This window comes from Pseudidiomarina sp. PP-1MA (assembly GCF_041200125.1).
Taxonomy (GTDB): Bacteria; Pseudomonadota; Gammaproteobacteria; order Enterobacterales; family Alteromonadaceae; genus Pseudidiomarina; species Pseudidiomarina fusca.
On the sequence record NZ_CP165718.1, the window covers coordinates 1,940,524 to 1,957,586 of the forward strand.

The window sequence follows — 17,063 nt, forward strand, 5'->3', positions numbered from 1 at the left end:
GTTAAGGCTTACTCAATATTAAGATACTTGTGCATTTGCACTGATAAACGCCAATTGCGTTCAATACAAACTTGCATTGCCAACTGAGTGGCGCGCGGGCGCTGGCTGATTGGCTGTAATGCGATGACAGCAGTAGCAGCCGGTGGACAAACTTGTAGGAGTTTATCAAACTCATCAATATGCTTTTGCATAGCAACCGGATATTTGATCTCGTTCGCTCTTTGCATACAGTCGGGACGAACTAAATAGCCGCCCGGCATATTTAATTTAGGTGACACGGTAACCCAGGTATCAGCAGAGGTTTGAATAGCAAAAGTACCACTTGTTTCTATCTGAAGTTGATACCCATTGTGTTCAAGTGCGGCCGCTAATTCACGTAGATCATACATAGCAGGTTCACCGCCGGTAATCACCACATGCTTAGCTTGATAGCCGCGCTGCTGCAATTCAGCCACGATGGCAGCTGCCGTAACACCCGCCCAGGTATCGCTCGGAGCCGCTTTTTCTACAACCTCAGACAGGGCGACTTGCCGCTCTTGATGCTGGTACCAGGTATGTTGGGTATCACACCAAGGACAACCAACCGGACAGCCTTGTAGGCGAATAAAGATAGCCGGTACCCCGGTGAACACACCTTCACCTTGAATGGTTTGAAAGATCTCGTTGATCGGATAGATGTTGTTAATGGGATTCTCCAAGAATTACGCTACAATAGGCCCTACGCAAAACGACCATTACTCTTTACTAAAGAGTGGCTACGGGGTCTATCTAGTTAACCAACCGCAGCGATAAATTGTATCGCAAACCAACCAAAAAGGGATCTATTGATGGCAAAAGTTGTGGTGATCTATTCTGGCGGGATGGATTCGTTCACGGTATTACATCATGCGCTAGCGCATGGTCATGAGGTGTATGCCTTATCCTTCAATTACGGTCAGCGTCACGTCAAAGAACTTGAAGTAGCAGCCCAGGTCTGCCAACAATTAAATGTTAATCATAAGGTTGTTGATATTACCGCAATAAATCAACTCTTGGCAGGCAGCTCACTCACCTCGGATATCGCTATTCCTGAAGGACACTACGAAGCACAAAGTATGAAATCAACCGTGGTGCCTAATCGCAATATGATTTTGCTATCGCTAGCGATTGGTTACGCTGTCTCATTAGAAGCCGAAGCTGTTTATTACGGCGCTCATTCGGGTGATCATTTTATTTACCCTGATTGTCGTCCTGAGTTCGTAGAAAAAATGAATGAGGTTAGTTTGATTGCTAACTATGAACCAATTCGTATCGAGGTTCCTTATTTACATCAAGACAAAGCCGCTATTTTAGCCGATGGTATTAGTATGAGCTTAGATTACAGCCAGACTTGGACTTGCTACAACGGTCGCGATAAAGCTTGTGGTAAGTGCGGTGCTTGTGTTGAACGTCTCGAAGCTTTTGCCGCCAATCATCAGGTGGATCCACTCCCCTACGAGTAACTTGCTTGCTACTTGGCAAGTTAACAGCGCCGCTCGGATAACGCTTGTTCACTTGCCAACATTCTACCTTTACGGCTTGGCTGCTGCTTAACTATTGGTCGTTGCGATAATGGGCTAGAATTTTTTGAGCAGCATGCCAGCGTGGGTGATTTTGCAGAGTTTTCATTGGCATCGCCGCAGCTTTGGCAAGCAATTCGTAACAACGAATCGCTTGTCTTGAGCGTTGCTCCAACAGCGGCTCTACCGCCTCGATTACGCTAATAGCACCAGCTCGATCATTACAGGCTAACACCATATCGCAACCAGCATCTAGAGCAGCATGGGCTCGTTCGGCCATAGTCCCAGCAACAGTAGCGCCAGCCATGGCTAAATCATCGCTGAAGATCACCCCACTAAACTGCAGTTGCGCCCGCAGAATATCCTGTAACCAATATTGGGAGAACCCAGCGGGTTTATCATCTACTGCAGGGTAAATAACATGAGCTGGCATTATTGCATCTAAACAATTGGCTAATTCAATGAATGGCGGTAGATCGGTTGCTTTTATTTCTTCCCAACTACGCTCATCAACTGGAATATCAATATGCGAGTCGGCCAATACTGAACCGTGGCCAGGAAAGTGCTTACCGGTAGCCTTCATGCCTGCTTGATGCATGCCTTTAATGAAGGCTCTGGCGATAGGAACGATGGCATCCGCATGGGCTGCAAAAGCCCGATCGCCAATCACCTGACTTATTCCGTTAACATCTAATACCGGAGCAAAACTGATATCTATATCCATCGCTAGCACTTCAGAAGCCATTAGCCAAGCCAACTCTTGGGCATGGGTTAGGGCTTGAACCTGGCTTGAGTTACTGCGCAAAATATCCGCCATCGGTGGAATCGCAGAAAAACCTTGGCGAAACCTTTGTACTCGACCACCTTCATGATCAACCGCTAGAATCAGTGGATTACGAGCCGCTGCACGAGTTTGTCTGATTAACTCTTGTAGTTGATCTTGTTCTACAAAGTTTCGCGTAAAATAGATAACCCCGCCAACAGCGGGATGTCCCAAGATATCACGCTCTTCTGCGCTGAGCTCTGGGCCGGCCAAATCAATCATTACTGCGGTCATATATACATCTCTTACTTGATGAACAGCCAGCAGTGTGCCAAATTTCATAGCAGGCGTCACTAGGCAAACAACTGTGGCGATGATAATTGTTGAAACAACCACCATAATAGCTAGAACAAGCAAGGTTAGGATCACAACATGACACGATTTTGGGTATTGGCAGCTATCACCACTCTTAGTCTCAGCGGCTGTGGCGGCAGTGATAGCAACAACGATGACGCCACTGCGATTGTTGGGCAGTGTTCGGTTAGTGATGAGAAGCAACAATTTCTAGATTACATGTACGAGCAGTATTTTTGGAATGCCGAGCTCGCTGATTCTATCGATCCTGATAACTACGCTGATATTTACGAACTCTTAGATGCCATTACCGTCAGCGAGGATCGTTACTCATTCATTACCACTGAACAGCAATATCAAGACCGCTACGTGAACGCCGCCTACATTGGTTTTGGCTTTGCTACACGAGTTACCACCACCGCTCGGGTATTTGTCAATTATGTCTATCAAGATTCGCCGGCGGCTCTGGCTGGAATCAAACGTTCCGACGAAATCACTCACATAAATGGTGAGTCAGTGCAGTTATTACTTGCCCAAGGGCGCTATCAAGAAGCGCTCGGTGATGATGACGATGGGGTAACTGCAACCCTAACGTGGCGTACTGTCGCTGGTGATACCTATACCGATGTACTGACTAAAACCGAGGTAGAAACGAACACCGTCTTAGCTACCAGCAGTTACAGCGTCGGCGACAAAACGGTGGGCTATTATGTGCTTAATACCTTTATCAACCGCACTGGTGACGATCTAAATCAAGCATACAATGAGTTACAAGGGGTTGATGAACTCGTCATAGACGTTCGCTATAACGGCGGAGGCTTAACCAGATATGCTAATCAGGCCGCCACGCAGGCTGCCGGTAATAACGTCATTGGTGAAGTGTTTGGCGATTACCTATTTAACGCAGACAATAGTGAGCAAAATTTTACCGAACTCTTTCAAATGTATGATGGCGTTCAACAACTTGATTTAGAACGTGTGTATGTACTAACTACGGCGCAAAGCTGTTCTTCTTCAGAGCTGATCATCAATGCCTTGGAGCCGTTTGTCGAGGTGGTGGTGATAGGAGCCAGAACCTGCGGCAAACCCGTTGGCCAAATACCGCAACGGATTTGTGATAAGCGAACCTTCGTGGTCAATTTTGAGATTGTGAATGCGCTCGGCGAGGGTCGTTACTTTAATGGTATCGCCGCAGATTGTAGCGCACCGGATAGCCTCACCGGCGATTGGGGGCATGCCAACGACCCAATGCTACGGGCGGTTAATCAACATATTGAAACCGGTACCTGTGCCACCAACCCAACCAGCTCGAGTACCACCAGCACCACTTTATCCCCTACCAAACCTTGGCGTATTATCGACCTGTGGGCGGCCGAACATTAATCAGTTAACAGTCGGGGTAGCATGGCTACCCCGTGTTGATGGCAAACCCACTCAACTTCAACCTGATAAGCCTGTTGCAATAGTGACTTCGACAACACCTCAGCTGGCTCACCAACCGCCAACAGCTGGCCCTGATGCAGCAACACCAATTGTTGACAAAAGCGCGCCGCTAACGCCAGATCATGAAGTGCCACTAACACCAAAGCACCATTGTCCGCGCGCTGCTTAAGTAGCATGAGGGTTTCTAGTTGATACCTTAGATCTAAGCTAGCAATGGGTTCATCAGCTAGAATTAAAGGCTGCTGCCCAATCAGACCACAGGCCAATTGAACTCGCTTCAGTTCGCCGCCAGATAACTCAGTTACTGGGCGTTGTAACAGCTCGGTTAAACCAAACTCTGCACTCGTTTGCTGTCGGTAATGACGTAACTGAGACTTGGTTTGGGCCAGATTAACTTGGCTCACTTGCAGAGCATAGGCAACTGTCACAGCTTCATTAACAAGGGTTTGCTGAGCAATGTAGGCAAGTTGCTGACGCCGTTGGCTAGGATTGATGTGATGCAAATCTATTTGCTGCCATACACTCCCACCAGAACTTGGTGTGAGCAAACCAGCCAGTAATTTCAGTAAGGTTGATTTACCGGCGCCATTAGCACCAATCACCCCTACCATTTGCCCTGCCGATAAGCGCAGATTAACGTTCGTGAGCCTGCTTTCTAAACTTAAACCTGAGACTTCTAGCATGCTACTTTAGCCAACCTTATCAAGATGTATTTTAGTACTTTGCTGCATGTTGTCGGTACAATAATATCAGTAGCCATGGAGCTCCAATTAACGACACTACCACGCCCAGCTGTAACTCAACTGGCGTAGGTATAAGCCGCACTAGCCAGTCCATTAGCATCAACAACCACGCCCCTAACAAAGCACTCAGCAAGATCATGGGTAGTGGTTGATGTTGCCCTAGCAAACGAGCTGCATGGGGGGCTAACAAACCAACAAAGCCAATAATACCTGCGGTAACCACTGATGCCGATACCAGTAAAGCAACCGCAGCGAAAATCAAAAAACGTTTCCAGCCGAGCTGAAAGCCCAAGGTTGCGATGGTAGCATCATCAAAAATTTGGGCGCTGAGAAAACGCCGCTGACTTAGCAATAACAACAACGCAAGGACTAAACTCGGCGCCATCAACCACACATGCGACCAACCGCGATTAGCTACTGACCCCATCAACCACAATGCCCATTCTTGAAAGGCAAACGGATTTGGCGCCAAATTAAGCACCACAGCCATAAGTGCACCCGTTAACGAAGCTAGAGCTACGCCTGCCAGAATCAGTCGCAAGCCAAACATCTGGCCACTACTTAACAGCCACAGCAATATTAAGCTAAGAGCGCCACCTAACATTCCCACTAAGGGCAAACTCCAAGCTATCGGTGTTAATCCCCCCCAATAAAGTGCCACCACAGTAGCTAAACCTGCTCCACCAGCGATACCTGTTATACCCGGCTCTGCTAATGGATTTTTTAATTGTAATTGCAGCACTGCGCCAGCCATCCCTAACGCCATGCCGTTTAATCCAGCAAGCACAAGGCGCGGGAGTCTTATCTCAAATAAAATAGCTGACTCTAGTGCGTTTTCTGGGAGTAACCGCCACCCATCAACACCACTGCCTAAATAGCCTAAGCCAATGAGTAAGCTGGCAAGGCATAGCACTAACCATAGTTTTACCCTCATGGCTCACCTACGACTGCTTGCAAATAATCAACTGCCCGCGTTGCAGGGCATCCAGACACCGCGGTAGAAATGCTACGAACCTGCCGTTGCTGCAACCAAGGGGTTAGAGCACTATGCCACAACCAATCGTTTGCCCGAGCGTAAGGCTTAGCAAAGCCTTCGAGTACAATAAGCTCTGGATTTAATTTTAGTAATTGTTCGAGATTAAGCTGATATAACACCAGGTCTTGATGCAGGCTTATCCATTGGATCTGTTGTTTAGCAAAAAGTTGCGCCAACCAACTAGCGCCCCCCCAAGCGTATTGGTTGGGCATCAACACGAGTACCGATTGTTCCATGTTGGGAAGTTGGCTAAGTTGGTCTTGTTGCTGTTCTAACCAGGCTTGACCTCGCTCTGTAATAGCCATCTCTGTTGCTGCTTCTGCTACGGTTCGCTGCCACTGCGCCCACGTTTGCGGCTGTTCCACCAACACCATCTGCGTATGCCTAGCTAACTGGTTAACTAAGCGAGCATGAGTAAAGGTGCCATAGACCACATAGTCTGGCTGTGCCAGTAAAACCTGTTCCAATCGATTGCCATGTGCTGTGGTTGGAATTATTTCCCAGTCGTTTGGTAACCACTGCGGTAACCAGGCATCAAAACATGGGTTAAGCGAAACTACAGTTACTGGCTTAGCCTGTACCGTGGTTAAGCTGAGCCAACCGATGACGATACTGACTAACGTGAGTCGTGCAATCACAAGGTATCCAATGCCTCTTGCAAGGTTTTCACCGCGGTGACCTGCATCCCAGCAATCGTCTCTTTAGGACGGTTGCCATAAGGAACAATAGCCTTGGTAAAGCCATGTTTGGCGGCTTCATTCAAACGCGCCAAGCCATTTTGCACGGGCCTGATTTCGCCCGATAGACCCACTTCACCAAAAATAATCACATCACGGGGCAACGGCTGCTCACGAAAGCTAGATACAATTGCCAATAATAGCGCCAAATCCGCACCTGTCTCGGTAACTCGAACGCCACCAACCACGTTGACGAACACATCTTGATCGGACATGTGTAAACCACCGTGACGGTGTAATACGGCCAACAACATGGCTAAACGAGTGGTTTCCATGCCCACTGCGACGCGGCGTGGGTTTGCCAACTGAGTTGCATCAACTAGCGCTTGCAGTTCCACCAATAGCGGACGAGTACCCTCCCAAATCACCATCACAGCTGAACCACTGCCATGCTCTTCAGCGCGTTGCAAAAATATCGCAGAAGGATTAGTCACTTCTTTCAGGCCTTGCCCGGTCATGGCAAACACCCCTAATTCATTGGCTGGACCAAAGCGGTTTTTATGTCCGCGCAAGGTACGAAAGCGAGAATCTGCGCTACCTTCTAGCAAAATAGAGCAGTCAATACAGTGTTCTAACACTTTGGGGCCAGCTAAAGAACCATCTTTAGTCACATGCCCGACCATCAGTATGGCTACCCCTTTGAGCTTGGCATAGCGAGTAAGATAGGCGGCACACTCACGTACTTGAGATACACTCCCGGGAGCAGATTGAATGTCAGCCAAGTGCATCACCTGAATAGAGTCAATAACCATCACTCGTGGTTGTTCTTTGTCGGCCAAATCACAAATGGTTTCAACGGACGTTTCCGCTAACATGCGCAGTTTGTCGGTGGGTAGATTTAACCGCTGGGCGCGCAACGCTACTTGTTGTAACGATTCTTCTCCAGTCACATACAAGGTTGGCATCACCTCCGCCAATTGACACATGGTTTGCAGTAACAATGTACTCTTACCTGCACCTGGCGACCCTCCAATCAAAATGGCCGAGCCTGGCACAATACCACCACCAAGAACCCGATCGAACTCTTTAAAGGTGCTACTAAAGCGCGGCAGCTCTTCAAGATCGACTTCGTTCAATGTCTGTACTTTAGCCAGCGTTGCACCAGCGTAACCGCGACGCTCAACCGCGGCCGTTTTAGCCGTCCCTATACGTACTTCGGTGATGGTATTCCACGCTTTGCATTCAGTACATTGACCTAGCCAACGTACATAATCGGCACCACAATCATTACAAACATATGCCGTTTTTGCCTTTGCCATAACTATCCTTGGGTTAATCTTTAATAAGCTTATTAGTTGCTTGTGCTCTGCTGCGTTAAGTGAGCTTTTATCGCGCTAAGATTGGGCTCGTTAATGACGACATCAGCGACGGCTTGCAATGCCGGCTTAGCACAATAGGCTATGCCAAGGGCCGCTTGCTGCAACATGAGACTGTCGTTAGAGCCGTCTCCAATCGCGATGGTTTGTTCCATAGCGATACCAAACTGCTGTGCCAACTGGGTGACTGCGGCGGCTTTCGCTTGCGCATCTATAATGGGCTCTGCAACGTCACCGGTCAGTCTATCACCATCCCAAATTAATTGATTAGCAATCACGATATCTAGCGGCGCCTGCTGCTGTAATTGCTCAGCAAACCAGGTAAAACCGCCAGATACTACTGCGGTTTTCCAGCCTAGTTGCCGAAACCAAGTGAGTAACTCAACTGCTCCTTGGCTCCAAGGAATCGGCTCAAATAATTGCTGAAAATCAGCTTGTGCTACTCCTTTTAATAACTGCATTCGTTGCCTTAAACTGGCGGCAAAATCTAACTCACCACGCATTGCGGCAGCAGTGATCTGTTCTACCTGGTGCCGGTAGCCAGCTAGCTCAGCGATCTCGTCGATGCATTCGATGGTAATTAGCGTTGAGTCCATGTCAAACAACACTAATCCGGGTTTATGCAAATCAATCATGAACATCTTGTCCTTTTCAGTTAGCTGCTGGAGTACAAGAAAAGCATCAACTTTGCTTGCACCAAATCAGTGAGACAACGTATATTTGCACCATGTCAAAGTTACCTAGCCATGTTATCAGCAGTTTCCAACTTGTCTATCGCCGCTTGCGCCGATTGGGGCTAGCTGTGCTATTAGTCATTCTCATTGAGCAGTTCTGGGGCACCATGCACACCACCAGCCTGCAAGAGTTTCAAAGCCACAGCCACCAATTAATGCAAACGACAGCACGCCAAGCGGCTTTTTCTGCGCAGCAGTGGCTAGCTAACGACCAACCTGAGCATCTTGACGCACTAGTGAACCAATTACAGCAACAACCTTTTATCGCGGCTGCTAGTGTTCAAAACAGATATGGCGAAGAGCTTACTCAATCTCATTTTCAAGCTGATAGTGATGCCTTGCAACAAGCTTTCATCTTGGTTGAAGAGATCTCAGATGGTGACACTATTTATGGCTATCTAACTCTGGTTATCGATGAAGCGTTATTATTAGAACAACCCTTAAATACACATTCATATTTAAGCTTTTATGGGCAGTTTTTACTCGCCTTTGCCATCCTAGCTGGAGTTTTGTTAGCAACCACCTTCAATCGTTGGCGCCGCACTGTTACCACACCCGCAAACCCATAGCGTTGCTTAACCTAAATTAGCAACGATAGCCATGCTGTTATCCCACGTAGCCGCAGCTAGCTCTGCCACAGACTCAGTACGCAACCCCTGTAGCTCGGTTAAAACCCGTGCAATCTGTGCTGGTTCGTTACGTTGGCCCTGAAACCCCTGTAACGGCATGCTAGGCGCATCTGTTTCTAACACCAAACTATCTAACGGTAAGGCAGCCACAGTCGCTCTGGTTTTCTGTGCTCGGGGATAACTTATCACCCCGCCGACCCCTAGTTTAAAGCCTAGCGCCAGCCACTGTTCAGCTTGCTGAAGACTACCACTAAAAGCATGCAGAATACCGGGTTGCGCTGGTAATTGAGAAGCTAACGGTTTGATGAGTTTAAGCAAGTCCGCTTGGCTTTGGCGGTGATGAATTAACAGGGGTCGCTGATACTGAGCAGCTAATTCTAGCTGTCCGAGAAAGAGTTGTTGTTGCTTGGGATAATTGGCGCAAGTTTTATCTAAGCCAACTTCACCGATCACCCATGCTGGATGTTGTTGCAGTTGTTGCTCAACCCAAGCTAGATCGGCTAATTGATGTTGAGCAATAAAATAAGGATGTAGCCCAACGCCCCGATAAATGGTGACACCTTGGCATTGCTGTAACCACACATCAGCCGCTGCTTGGCGTGCCACCCCTGGTACTATGATTGCCTCTACTCCGGCGGCTAAGGCACGTGCTACGACCTCTTGTCTATCGGCCGCAAACTCAGTGAAATCGAGATGGCAATGGCTGTCACACAATCTAAGCTTGGCCATCTCGACTCCTTACGGTGCTTACTCACCCTAGCAAGTTAATGCTCGCGGGTATGGCTGAAGGTGATATCAGGATAGCGCTCTGTGGCCAAACTCAAGTTCACCATAGTAGGCGCTATATAAGTAAGATTGTCACCGCCATCTAGAGCCAAGTTTGCTTCAGCCTTGCGGCGAAATTCATCTAACTTGCGTGCATCAGCTGAGTGCACCCACCGCGCCGTGGCGACGTTAATGTTTTCGTACACAGCATCAACGTTATATTCTGATTTTAGCCGGTGTACCACCACATCAAACTGCAGCACCCCTACCGCACCAACAATTAAGTCATTGTTAATCAGCGGTCGAAATACTTGCACAGCACCTTCTTCAGAAAGCTGTACCAAGCCTTTTAAAAGCTGCTTTTGCTTAAGCGGATCTTTTAAACGAATACGACGGAATAGCTCTGGCGCAAAGTTCGGAATGCCACTGAACTTAAATTTTTCGCCGCCGGTAAAGGTATCCCCAATTTGAATCGTGCCATGGTTATGCAAGCCAATAATATCGCCTGGGTAGGCCTCTTCTACTTGTTCACGATCGCCGGCCAAAAAGGTTAATGCATCGGCGATACGCACATCTTTACCGAGGCGTACTTGGTGCATCTTCATGCCTTTTTCGTACTTACCAGACACAATCCGCATAAAAGCCACACGATCGCGATGTTTCGGGTCCATATTCGCTTGAATTTTAAAAACAAAACCCGAAAACTCAGGCTGACTTGCACTCACCTCAACGCCGGTATCAGTGTCACGAGCTAGTGGACTAGGTGCCCACTCCACCAAACCGTCGAGCATGTGATCCACGCCAAAGTTACCCAACGCCGTACCAAAATAAACGGGCGTTAATTCACCAGCTAAAAAGAGTTCTTTATCAAATGCGTTGGATGCACCTTTAACCAGCTCAATTTCCAGCCGCAAGTCATCAGCGTAGCTACCAATTCGCTGGTCAAGTTCAGGGTTATCTAGACCTTGAATGACATCTTTATCCTGAATCTTGTGGCCTTGCCCCGACTTATACAGAACCACTTCGTCTTTTAGGAGGTTATACACCCCCTTAAAATTCTTGCCCGAACCTATCGGCCATGTGATAGGAGCGCACATAATGTTTAAGACGTTTTCTACTTCGTCTAACAACTCCACCGGATCGCGAATGTCACGGTCAAGCTTGTTCATAAAAGTAATGATCGGCGTATCACGCAAGCGTGTTACTTCCATTAATTTTATGGTGCGATCTTCTACCCCTTTAGCGCCATCGATAACCATCAAGCATGAATCTACCGCGGTTAAAGTACGATAGGTATCTTCCGAGAAATCTTCGTGTCCTGGCGTGTCTAACAAATTCACCAAGGCTTCACGATAAGGAAATTGCATCACCGAGGTCGTTACCGAGATACCCCGTTCTTTTTCCATCTCCATCCAGTCAGATTTTGCATGTTGGCCCGACTTTTTACCTTTTACGGTACCGGCCTTTTGCAGTTTATGCCCATGCAACAAGACTTTTTCGGTAATGGTTGTTTTACCAGCATCAGGGTGCGAGATGATCGCAAAAGTGCGACGCTTTTTGATTTCATTAAGGAAAGCTTGGTTTGCCATGTATAAATTCTTTTAGTTTGTACGCAGATTTGCACACCAGTTTGCAAGCACGTAATGTGCTGGTACTGGTCAATCCATCGGGTTGATCGTCAATAGCTGCTATTTTCGCTGATCTTGCTTGTTTAAACAATCAATGGTTGCCATTTAGTCTCAATGGGCTTTTGTACTGTGTTGTCGCTATGTGCGATTTGGAGTAAAACTTGAAGGCTAGGGCGATAGAGGGAATACAAAAAAAAGCGCCACCACTAGGGTGACGCAAACAGCTACAACATGCGCTAGAACAACATAATTAGTGATGCATTAAGTGGTTATCATCTATCACTTTCATGAGAGCTTTCACGGCATCATCGACCGGCCGATTGAGTCCCTCAGTGCGCTGTACGATGCGTCCTTGGGTATCTAACACAGTAACTAAGTTACTATGGTCAAAGTCACCATCGGGACGCTTACGATAACGCACCCCTAACATGGTTGCCATCGCCCGGATATCACTATCCTCGCCGTGTAAGAACAACCAAGTGTCGTCCCCAAGATTGTATTTGGCCGCATATTCAGCAAGCGCTGCCGGAGTATCTCGATCTTCATCAAAGCTCACCATCACCAGCTTCACATAAGGCTGATACGCTGCGGGTAAGGCCTCATAGACCCTTCGTGCATCATTTACTAACACCGGACATGCGGTGGTACAGCTGCCATATATCATCGAAATAACGACCGGCTGCCCTTGCAATTGAGCCAGCGTCAGCTCCTGTCCAGTATGGGCTTGCCAGTTTGCATCAAGGTGATAAATGGAGTCATCTTGGCGTACTTCCGCTGCCCCTAGGGTAGTATGGTTAGCGTGATTATGATGATGGTTATGGTCTTGAGCCAAAGCTCCACTAGCCAACAAACCTGCAACTCCAATACCTGCTAATAATTTAATCATGGCGTTCATAAGGGTTACTCCACATCGTAAGCACAGCGAAAACCTAAGGTGCTAGTAGTACTTTGCGCTCGATAATTACTGCGCGACTGATATCTAAAAAAGGTGGCATAACTGGCTTCGCCAAAGTCAGCCATAAATCTAGCACTGTCACCACAAGAGCCAGACAATACATCGTTGTCATCACCGTTAGTGAGTAACAGCTGAAAATCTTCTACCCATTCGTTAACGCGATCATGCATATGATTCAATTTACCAGCCACAGGGTCTAACGGTAATTGAGCGTACGTGGTTGGGTTGGTATGCCATGAGAACAACATCCGAGCGTACTCATGATCCGTTAAGCCTTGTTGCTGCCGATATTGTGCCGATGCATATTCCCATTCTTCTAGGCTTGGTAAACGCCCACCTTGGGCTTTGCAATAAGCTCGTGCAGCAAACCAAGATACTTGAGTCACTGCTTTGTCAGCATCATCAACAGCATGGCTATCTGCTGTTTGCCAACTTTTTAAGTAGTTACCATCGTGAAAGATGGCGGGAATGGTATCCCGCCGCCACTTCGGATGGGCCAACACAAAGGTTTGATATTCAGCATGAGTAACAGGTGCTGCATCGAGCATAAAGTTAGGCATGGTGAGTTGTTCAAGCTCCTTATCAAGGACGACTACAGGAACATATTGACCACCTTCTACCAGCACGGGTTCAGCGAGAACCTGAGCACTTACTGCAATGGCTAGAACACCTACTAAATACTTCATAATCAAACCTTATTTGAGTTAGCTAGCGTTACTTAGCTTTACGTGGGCCAGCGATTAAGGCACCGGCAGCACCGCGCTCAGCATCAGCAAACTCGTGATCTACCAATTTGTAGATCCCTTCTTCTGGCACAATAAACTCGATGGTTGCGCTAGAGCTGGCACCTAACAAGACAGTTTGCATGCCATACCAAGTATTACGTGGATCACCTTCGGCCCAAACTTGGTCAAAGATAGCGCCAATCACGTGAAAACTTGAAGTTCCAGATGGGCCGGCATTCAAGAAGTGAATACGGACGCGGTCACCTTCATCAGCACGCAATGGATTTTCGCTTAACGAGCTCACGTGGCCGTTAAACACAACGTGGCTTGGGTCGCGAGCTAGCGCTGCACCGTGGTCGTAAATGTAGCTATCACCCATCTGCGACAAATACATTTCTGACTGCACAATCACGTACTCTTGGTCTACTTCGGCATCAGTTGGATAGCCTTCTTTTGGCGATACCACAACCGCACCGTACTGGCCCATTGCAGTGTGCATCAGTACGCTTGAAGTACCACAGTGATACATATAAGTACCGGCATAGTTTGCAATCCATTCAAACTCGATAGTTTCGCCCGGAGCAATGGTACGCCACTTATCTTCTGCTGCGACAGTACCGCTATGAAAATCCATAGAGTGTGGCATAGGCGCAATAACGGCCTCATGCTTTTGTAATTCTGACGCTTGAATTTGGCTTAAGTAAGGTGATTGGCCTTTAAATGGCTCAGTAATGACCACCTCTTCGTCTGAACGGTTTTTCATTTTGAAAACCACACGGTCGCCTTCACGGACGTGTAAAACTGGACCAGGAACCGAGCCGCCAAAGGTCCATGCGTTGTAACTAACACCCGGAGCTACTTCAACTTTTTGCGAAAATACATCCATCCGCACTTCGTGCTCTTTATTGCCTTCATAATCAAGCTTGGCCAAATTCGGCGCCATGGTCAGGTATTCACCAACCACCGCAGGGCCGTTGTAATCTTCACGATAAACTTTTGCTTCAGGCAAGCCGTAGATTTTGCCATCAATCACATATTCGCTGTCGTGTTTTAGAGTTAATCCAGCAGAACCAGACTGAGGTGCACCAGCACAAGCAACAACAAGGGCACTAGCAATTGCAGATAAAACGAGCTTTTTCATAACGACTTCTCCAAACCTTCTAGGGTAAATTTCTTAACGAATGCCTTTAACCGCATCTGCACTAATTTCTTCTGAGCCACCAGCAAACTTCTTATTCACGAAGTTGACCACGGCAGCAATGTCGGCATCACTCATATAAGCCATCGGTGGCATCATGCCGTTATAATCAGCGCCATTCACAGTCAATTTGCCTGATTTGCCTTTGACAATAGTCTCGGCAATGTAGAGACCTTTGTCCTTGATATTTGAGTTGCCTGCTAATGGAGGAAATACTGCAGCCATACCAGTGCCGTTGGCTTGATGGCAAGCAGCACAATTTTTCTGATAAACGCTAGCGCCAGCATCTGCGGCGGCGGCTTGACTAAAAAGTGCGACTACGGCTAAACCGCTAGCAAGTACACCTGATTTAAATTTATTCATGTTTTTCATGTTGTCACCTCAATGGGAGTGCTAAATTAGATGACTATAGGTTACCGTATTGACGCGGTTTTTCGAGTGAAATGAGGGAGTAACAGGTAGCTACCTACTGTAGGGTAGCTACCTTAATCGAGGGAGGTAAAAAAGGATTATTAATTAATATTTCTAATGCAAAAATGGTTTTTGCATTAGCTGAAAAGACTATTAAGAGTTAACTCAACCATATCCGCAAAGCCGGTTTGCCGTTCTTGCGATGACATTTGCTGATGAGTTTGTAAATGGTCTGAAACGGTCAGTACGGTTAATGCTTGAGCACCGTGGGCTGCCGCAACACTATAGAGCCCAGCCGCCTCCATCTCCACGCCAAGAATACCGTAGCGGGCTAGTAAATCCGTCAGGTTATCATTCACGCCGTAAAATAAATCAGCAGAAAACACATTGCCAACGCGCACCTTCTGTCCATGTTGTTGAGCATAGCTGGCTACCTTACTCAGTAATTCAAAATCAGCAAGCGCAGCGTAATCGTAGCCACCAAAGCGTTGACGATTGACAGCTGAATCGGTACTTGCGCCTTGGGCCAAAATAATGTCGCGTAGTTGCACTTCAGGCAATACAGCACCGCAGCTTCCTACCCGTACCAAGCGCTGAACTTGATAATGCTGGATTAGCTCGGTGGCATAAATACTACAAGACGGGATCCCCATACCTGTACCCATCACGGATACAGCTTGCCCTTTGTAGGTACCTGTGTAACCAAACATGTTGCGCACATCACAGACTTGTTTCGCATCAGTGAAAAAGTTCTCGGCAATAAATTGCGCCCGCAAAGGGTCGCCAGGCAATAAACAAGTAGACGCAAAAGCACCTGCTTCTGCATTGATGTGAGGGGTTGTCATGATTAAGCTATTCCTTTAAAAACGAACGTCCATAAGCCATTGGCTCTAATCCAAACAGCTCAGCTAGTGACTGTCCAATATCGGCAAAGGTTTCACGACGCCCGATGGAACCAGGGGTGAGCTGTGCGCCATAAGCCAACACAGGGACGTATTCGCGAGTATGGTCTGAACCCGGCCATGTAGGATCGCAGCCGTGGTCCGCAGTAAGGATGAGTATATCGTCTGGCTGCATTTGCGCAGTGATCTGAGGCAATAATTGATCAAACAATTCCAATGCTTGAGCATAACCCTGTGGATTACGGCGGTGCCCAAAGTCACTATCAAAATCAACCAAGTTAGTAAAAATAAGACTTTGCTCAGGTGCTGTTGTCATTACTTCCAGAGTTTTTGCCATAAGGGCTTCAATTCCGGTAGCTTTGTATTTTTGCGTAATCCCTTGATGAGCAAAAATATCGGCAATTTTGCCAATACTGATCACTTCCCCACCTGCTTGCGAGAGTTTATCTAGCACGGTTGGGGCTGGCGGTGGCACGGCATAATCACGCCGATTGCCGGTACGCACAAAATTGCTCGCATCCGAGCCAGTAAAGGGGCGAGCGATCACTCGACCGATGTTATAAGGCTCTAATAACTCTCGGGCAAGCTCACAAACTTGGTAGAGTCGTTGTAAGCCAAAGCTTTGCTCATGCGCAGCTATTTGCAACACAGAATCAGCCGAAGTATAGACAATCGGCTTGCCCGATTGCATATGCTCAGCGCCTAAGTTCTGAATGATAGTGGTACCTGAAGCATGGCAATTGCCGAGTATTCCGGGCAATTCAGCATGCTCAATCAGTTGCTCTAGTAGTTCAGCAGGAAATGAGTTCTGCTGGTCCAGAAAATAGCCCCAATCAAACAGCACAGGTACGCCTGCCATTTCCCAATGTCCCGATGGGGTATCTTTACCCGATGAAAGCTCTTGCGCCCACCCAAATTTACCGAGGATTTCAGCGGCTGGAGAGATACCAGCTGGTTGTTCACCTGTGGCTCCATAATAAGCTTCGCCCAAACCTAATGTCATTAGGTTCGGAATAGCTAACCCTTTACCTTGTAATGCCACGTGCTCTGCAATATGGCCAAAGGTATCAGCACCCACATCACCAAATTTATCGGCATCTGCGGCGGCACCAATACCAAATGAGTCTAGAACTATTACAATGGCTCGTGCCATGGGTCTCTCCTTCGCATTATCAATGGGCTATGG

General features: G+C 47.6%; 18 protein-coding genes. 3 read left to right on the top strand and 15 right to left on the bottom strand.

The genetic code is table 11. The features are described from left to right. Positions 1-8: 8 nt before the first annotated feature. Complete coding sequence (queE, locus tag AB8S08_RS09280; RefSeq protein WP_313933308.1) at positions 9-698, bottom strand: 7-carboxy-7-deazaguanine synthase QueE; 690 nt, start codon at positions 696-698, stop codon at positions 9-11. Positions 699-824: 126 nt separating this feature from the next. Between queE and queC the strand changes: the two genes are divergently transcribed. Beyond that, positions 825-1,481 (top strand): 7-cyano-7-deazaguanine synthase QueC, encoded by a 657-nt coding sequence (gene queC, locus AB8S08_RS09285; protein WP_153826350.1) that lies wholly within the window; start codon positions 825-827, stop codon positions 1,479-1,481. Between the two features lie 91 nt (positions 1,482-1,572). Here queC and nagZ read toward each other — a convergent pair whose 3' ends face one another. Continuing rightward, positions 1,573-2,595 carry a beta-N-acetylhexosaminidase gene (nagZ, locus tag AB8S08_RS09290; protein ID WP_369742568.1) on the bottom strand — a complete coding sequence of 341 codons (1,023 nt, stop codon included), beginning with the start codon at positions 2,593-2,595 and terminating at the stop codon, positions 1,573-1,575. A 138-nt stretch (positions 2,596-2,733) separates the two neighbouring features. Between nagZ and AB8S08_RS09295 the strand changes: the two genes are divergently transcribed. Continuing rightward, a complete protein-coding gene (locus AB8S08_RS09295) occupies positions 2,734-4,038 on the top strand; it encodes a S41 family peptidase (protein WP_369742569.1) in 1,305 nt (434 codons plus the stop codon). Here the strand turns inward: AB8S08_RS09295 and AB8S08_RS09300 are convergent. Genes AB8S08_RS09300 through serB form a run of 5 tightly spaced genes read right to left on the bottom strand, consistent with a single transcriptional unit; the run spans position 4,035 to position 8,565 of the window. Beyond that, positions 4,035-4,781 carry an ABC transporter ATP-binding protein gene (locus tag AB8S08_RS09300; protein ID WP_369742570.1) on the bottom strand — a complete coding sequence of 249 codons (747 nt, stop codon included), beginning with the start codon at positions 4,779-4,781 and terminating at the stop codon, positions 4,035-4,037. The two genes, AB8S08_RS09295 and AB8S08_RS09300, sit on opposite strands and share 4 nt — an antisense overlap. Positions 4,782-4,812: 31 nt before the next feature. Continuing rightward, a complete protein-coding gene (locus AB8S08_RS09305; protein WP_369742571.1) occupies positions 4,813-5,775 on the bottom strand; it encodes a FecCD family ABC transporter permease in 963 nt (320 codons plus the stop codon). Next, positions 5,772-6,515 carry a hypothetical protein gene (locus tag AB8S08_RS09310; RefSeq protein ID WP_369742572.1) on the bottom strand — a complete coding sequence of 248 codons (744 nt, stop codon included), beginning with the start codon at positions 6,513-6,515 and terminating at the stop codon, positions 5,772-5,774. Before AB8S08_RS09310 ends, AB8S08_RS09305 begins: the two co-directional genes overlap by 4 nt. Beyond that, complete coding sequence (gene radA / locus AB8S08_RS09315) at positions 6,512-7,873, bottom strand: DNA repair protein RadA (RefSeq protein WP_110076569.1); 1,362 nt, start codon at positions 7,871-7,873, stop codon at positions 6,512-6,514. The genes AB8S08_RS09310 and radA overlap by 4 nt, the downstream gene beginning before the upstream one ends. A gap of 32 nt (positions 7,874-7,905) precedes the next feature. After that, complete coding sequence (gene serB, locus AB8S08_RS09320; protein ID WP_369742573.1) at positions 7,906-8,565, bottom strand: phosphoserine phosphatase SerB; 660 nt, start codon at positions 8,563-8,565, stop codon at positions 7,906-7,908. Between the two features lie 92 nt (positions 8,566-8,657). Here serB and AB8S08_RS09325 point away from each other — a divergent pair, with 92 nt between their 5' ends. Beyond that, a complete protein-coding gene (locus tag AB8S08_RS09325; RefSeq protein ID WP_369742574.1) occupies positions 8,658-9,233 on the top strand; it encodes an AhpA/YtjB family protein in 576 nt (191 codons plus the stop codon). Positions 9,234-9,239: 6 nt separating this feature from the next. Here the strand turns inward: AB8S08_RS09325 and AB8S08_RS09330 are convergent, their stop codons facing one another. The 8 genes from AB8S08_RS09330 to AB8S08_RS09365 all read right to left on the bottom strand — a co-directional run bounded on the left by AB8S08_RS09330 (position 9,240) and on the right by AB8S08_RS09365 (position 17,030). Beyond that, positions 9,240-10,022, bottom strand: a complete 783-nt coding sequence (locus AB8S08_RS09330; RefSeq protein ID WP_369742575.1) for a TatD family hydrolase — start codon at positions 10,020-10,022, stop codon at positions 9,240-9,242. Between the two features lie 35 nt (positions 10,023-10,057). Further along, a complete protein-coding gene (gene prfC, locus AB8S08_RS09335) occupies positions 10,058-11,647 on the bottom strand; it encodes a peptide chain release factor 3 (protein ID WP_369742576.1) in 1,590 nt (529 codons plus the stop codon). Between the two features lie 289 nt (positions 11,648-11,936). Further along, a complete protein-coding gene (locus tag AB8S08_RS09340; RefSeq protein WP_313933353.1) occupies positions 11,937-12,581 on the bottom strand; it encodes an SCO family protein in 645 nt (214 codons plus the stop codon). Between the two features lie 5 nt (positions 12,582-12,586). Next, positions 12,587-13,327, bottom strand: a complete 741-nt coding sequence (locus tag AB8S08_RS09345) for a formylglycine-generating enzyme family protein (RefSeq protein ID WP_258306621.1) — start codon at positions 13,325-13,327, stop codon at positions 12,587-12,589. 28 nt (positions 13,328-13,355) lie between these two features. Continuing rightward, the gene (locus tag AB8S08_RS09350) at positions 13,356-14,507 is read right to left on the bottom strand and encodes a multicopper oxidase domain-containing protein (protein WP_313933352.1); all 1,152 of its coding nucleotides are present in this window, start codon (positions 14,505-14,507) and stop codon (positions 13,356-13,358) included. Positions 14,508-14,540: 33 nt separating this feature from the next. Next, a complete protein-coding gene (locus AB8S08_RS09355; protein WP_313933351.1) occupies positions 14,541-14,936 on the bottom strand; it encodes a cytochrome c in 396 nt (131 codons plus the stop codon). Positions 14,937-15,112: 176 nt separating this feature from the next. Beyond that, entirely contained in the window at positions 15,113-15,820 is a 708-nt protein-coding gene (gene deoD, locus AB8S08_RS09360) for a purine-nucleoside phosphorylase (protein WP_110076256.1), read from the bottom strand. Positions 15,821-15,827: 7 nt separating this feature from the next. Then, the gene (locus AB8S08_RS09365) at positions 15,828-17,030 is read right to left on the bottom strand and encodes a phosphopentomutase (RefSeq protein WP_110076255.1); all 1,203 of its coding nucleotides are present in this window, start codon (positions 17,028-17,030) and stop codon (positions 15,828-15,830) included. Between the last annotated feature and the right edge of the window lie 33 nt (positions 17,031-17,063).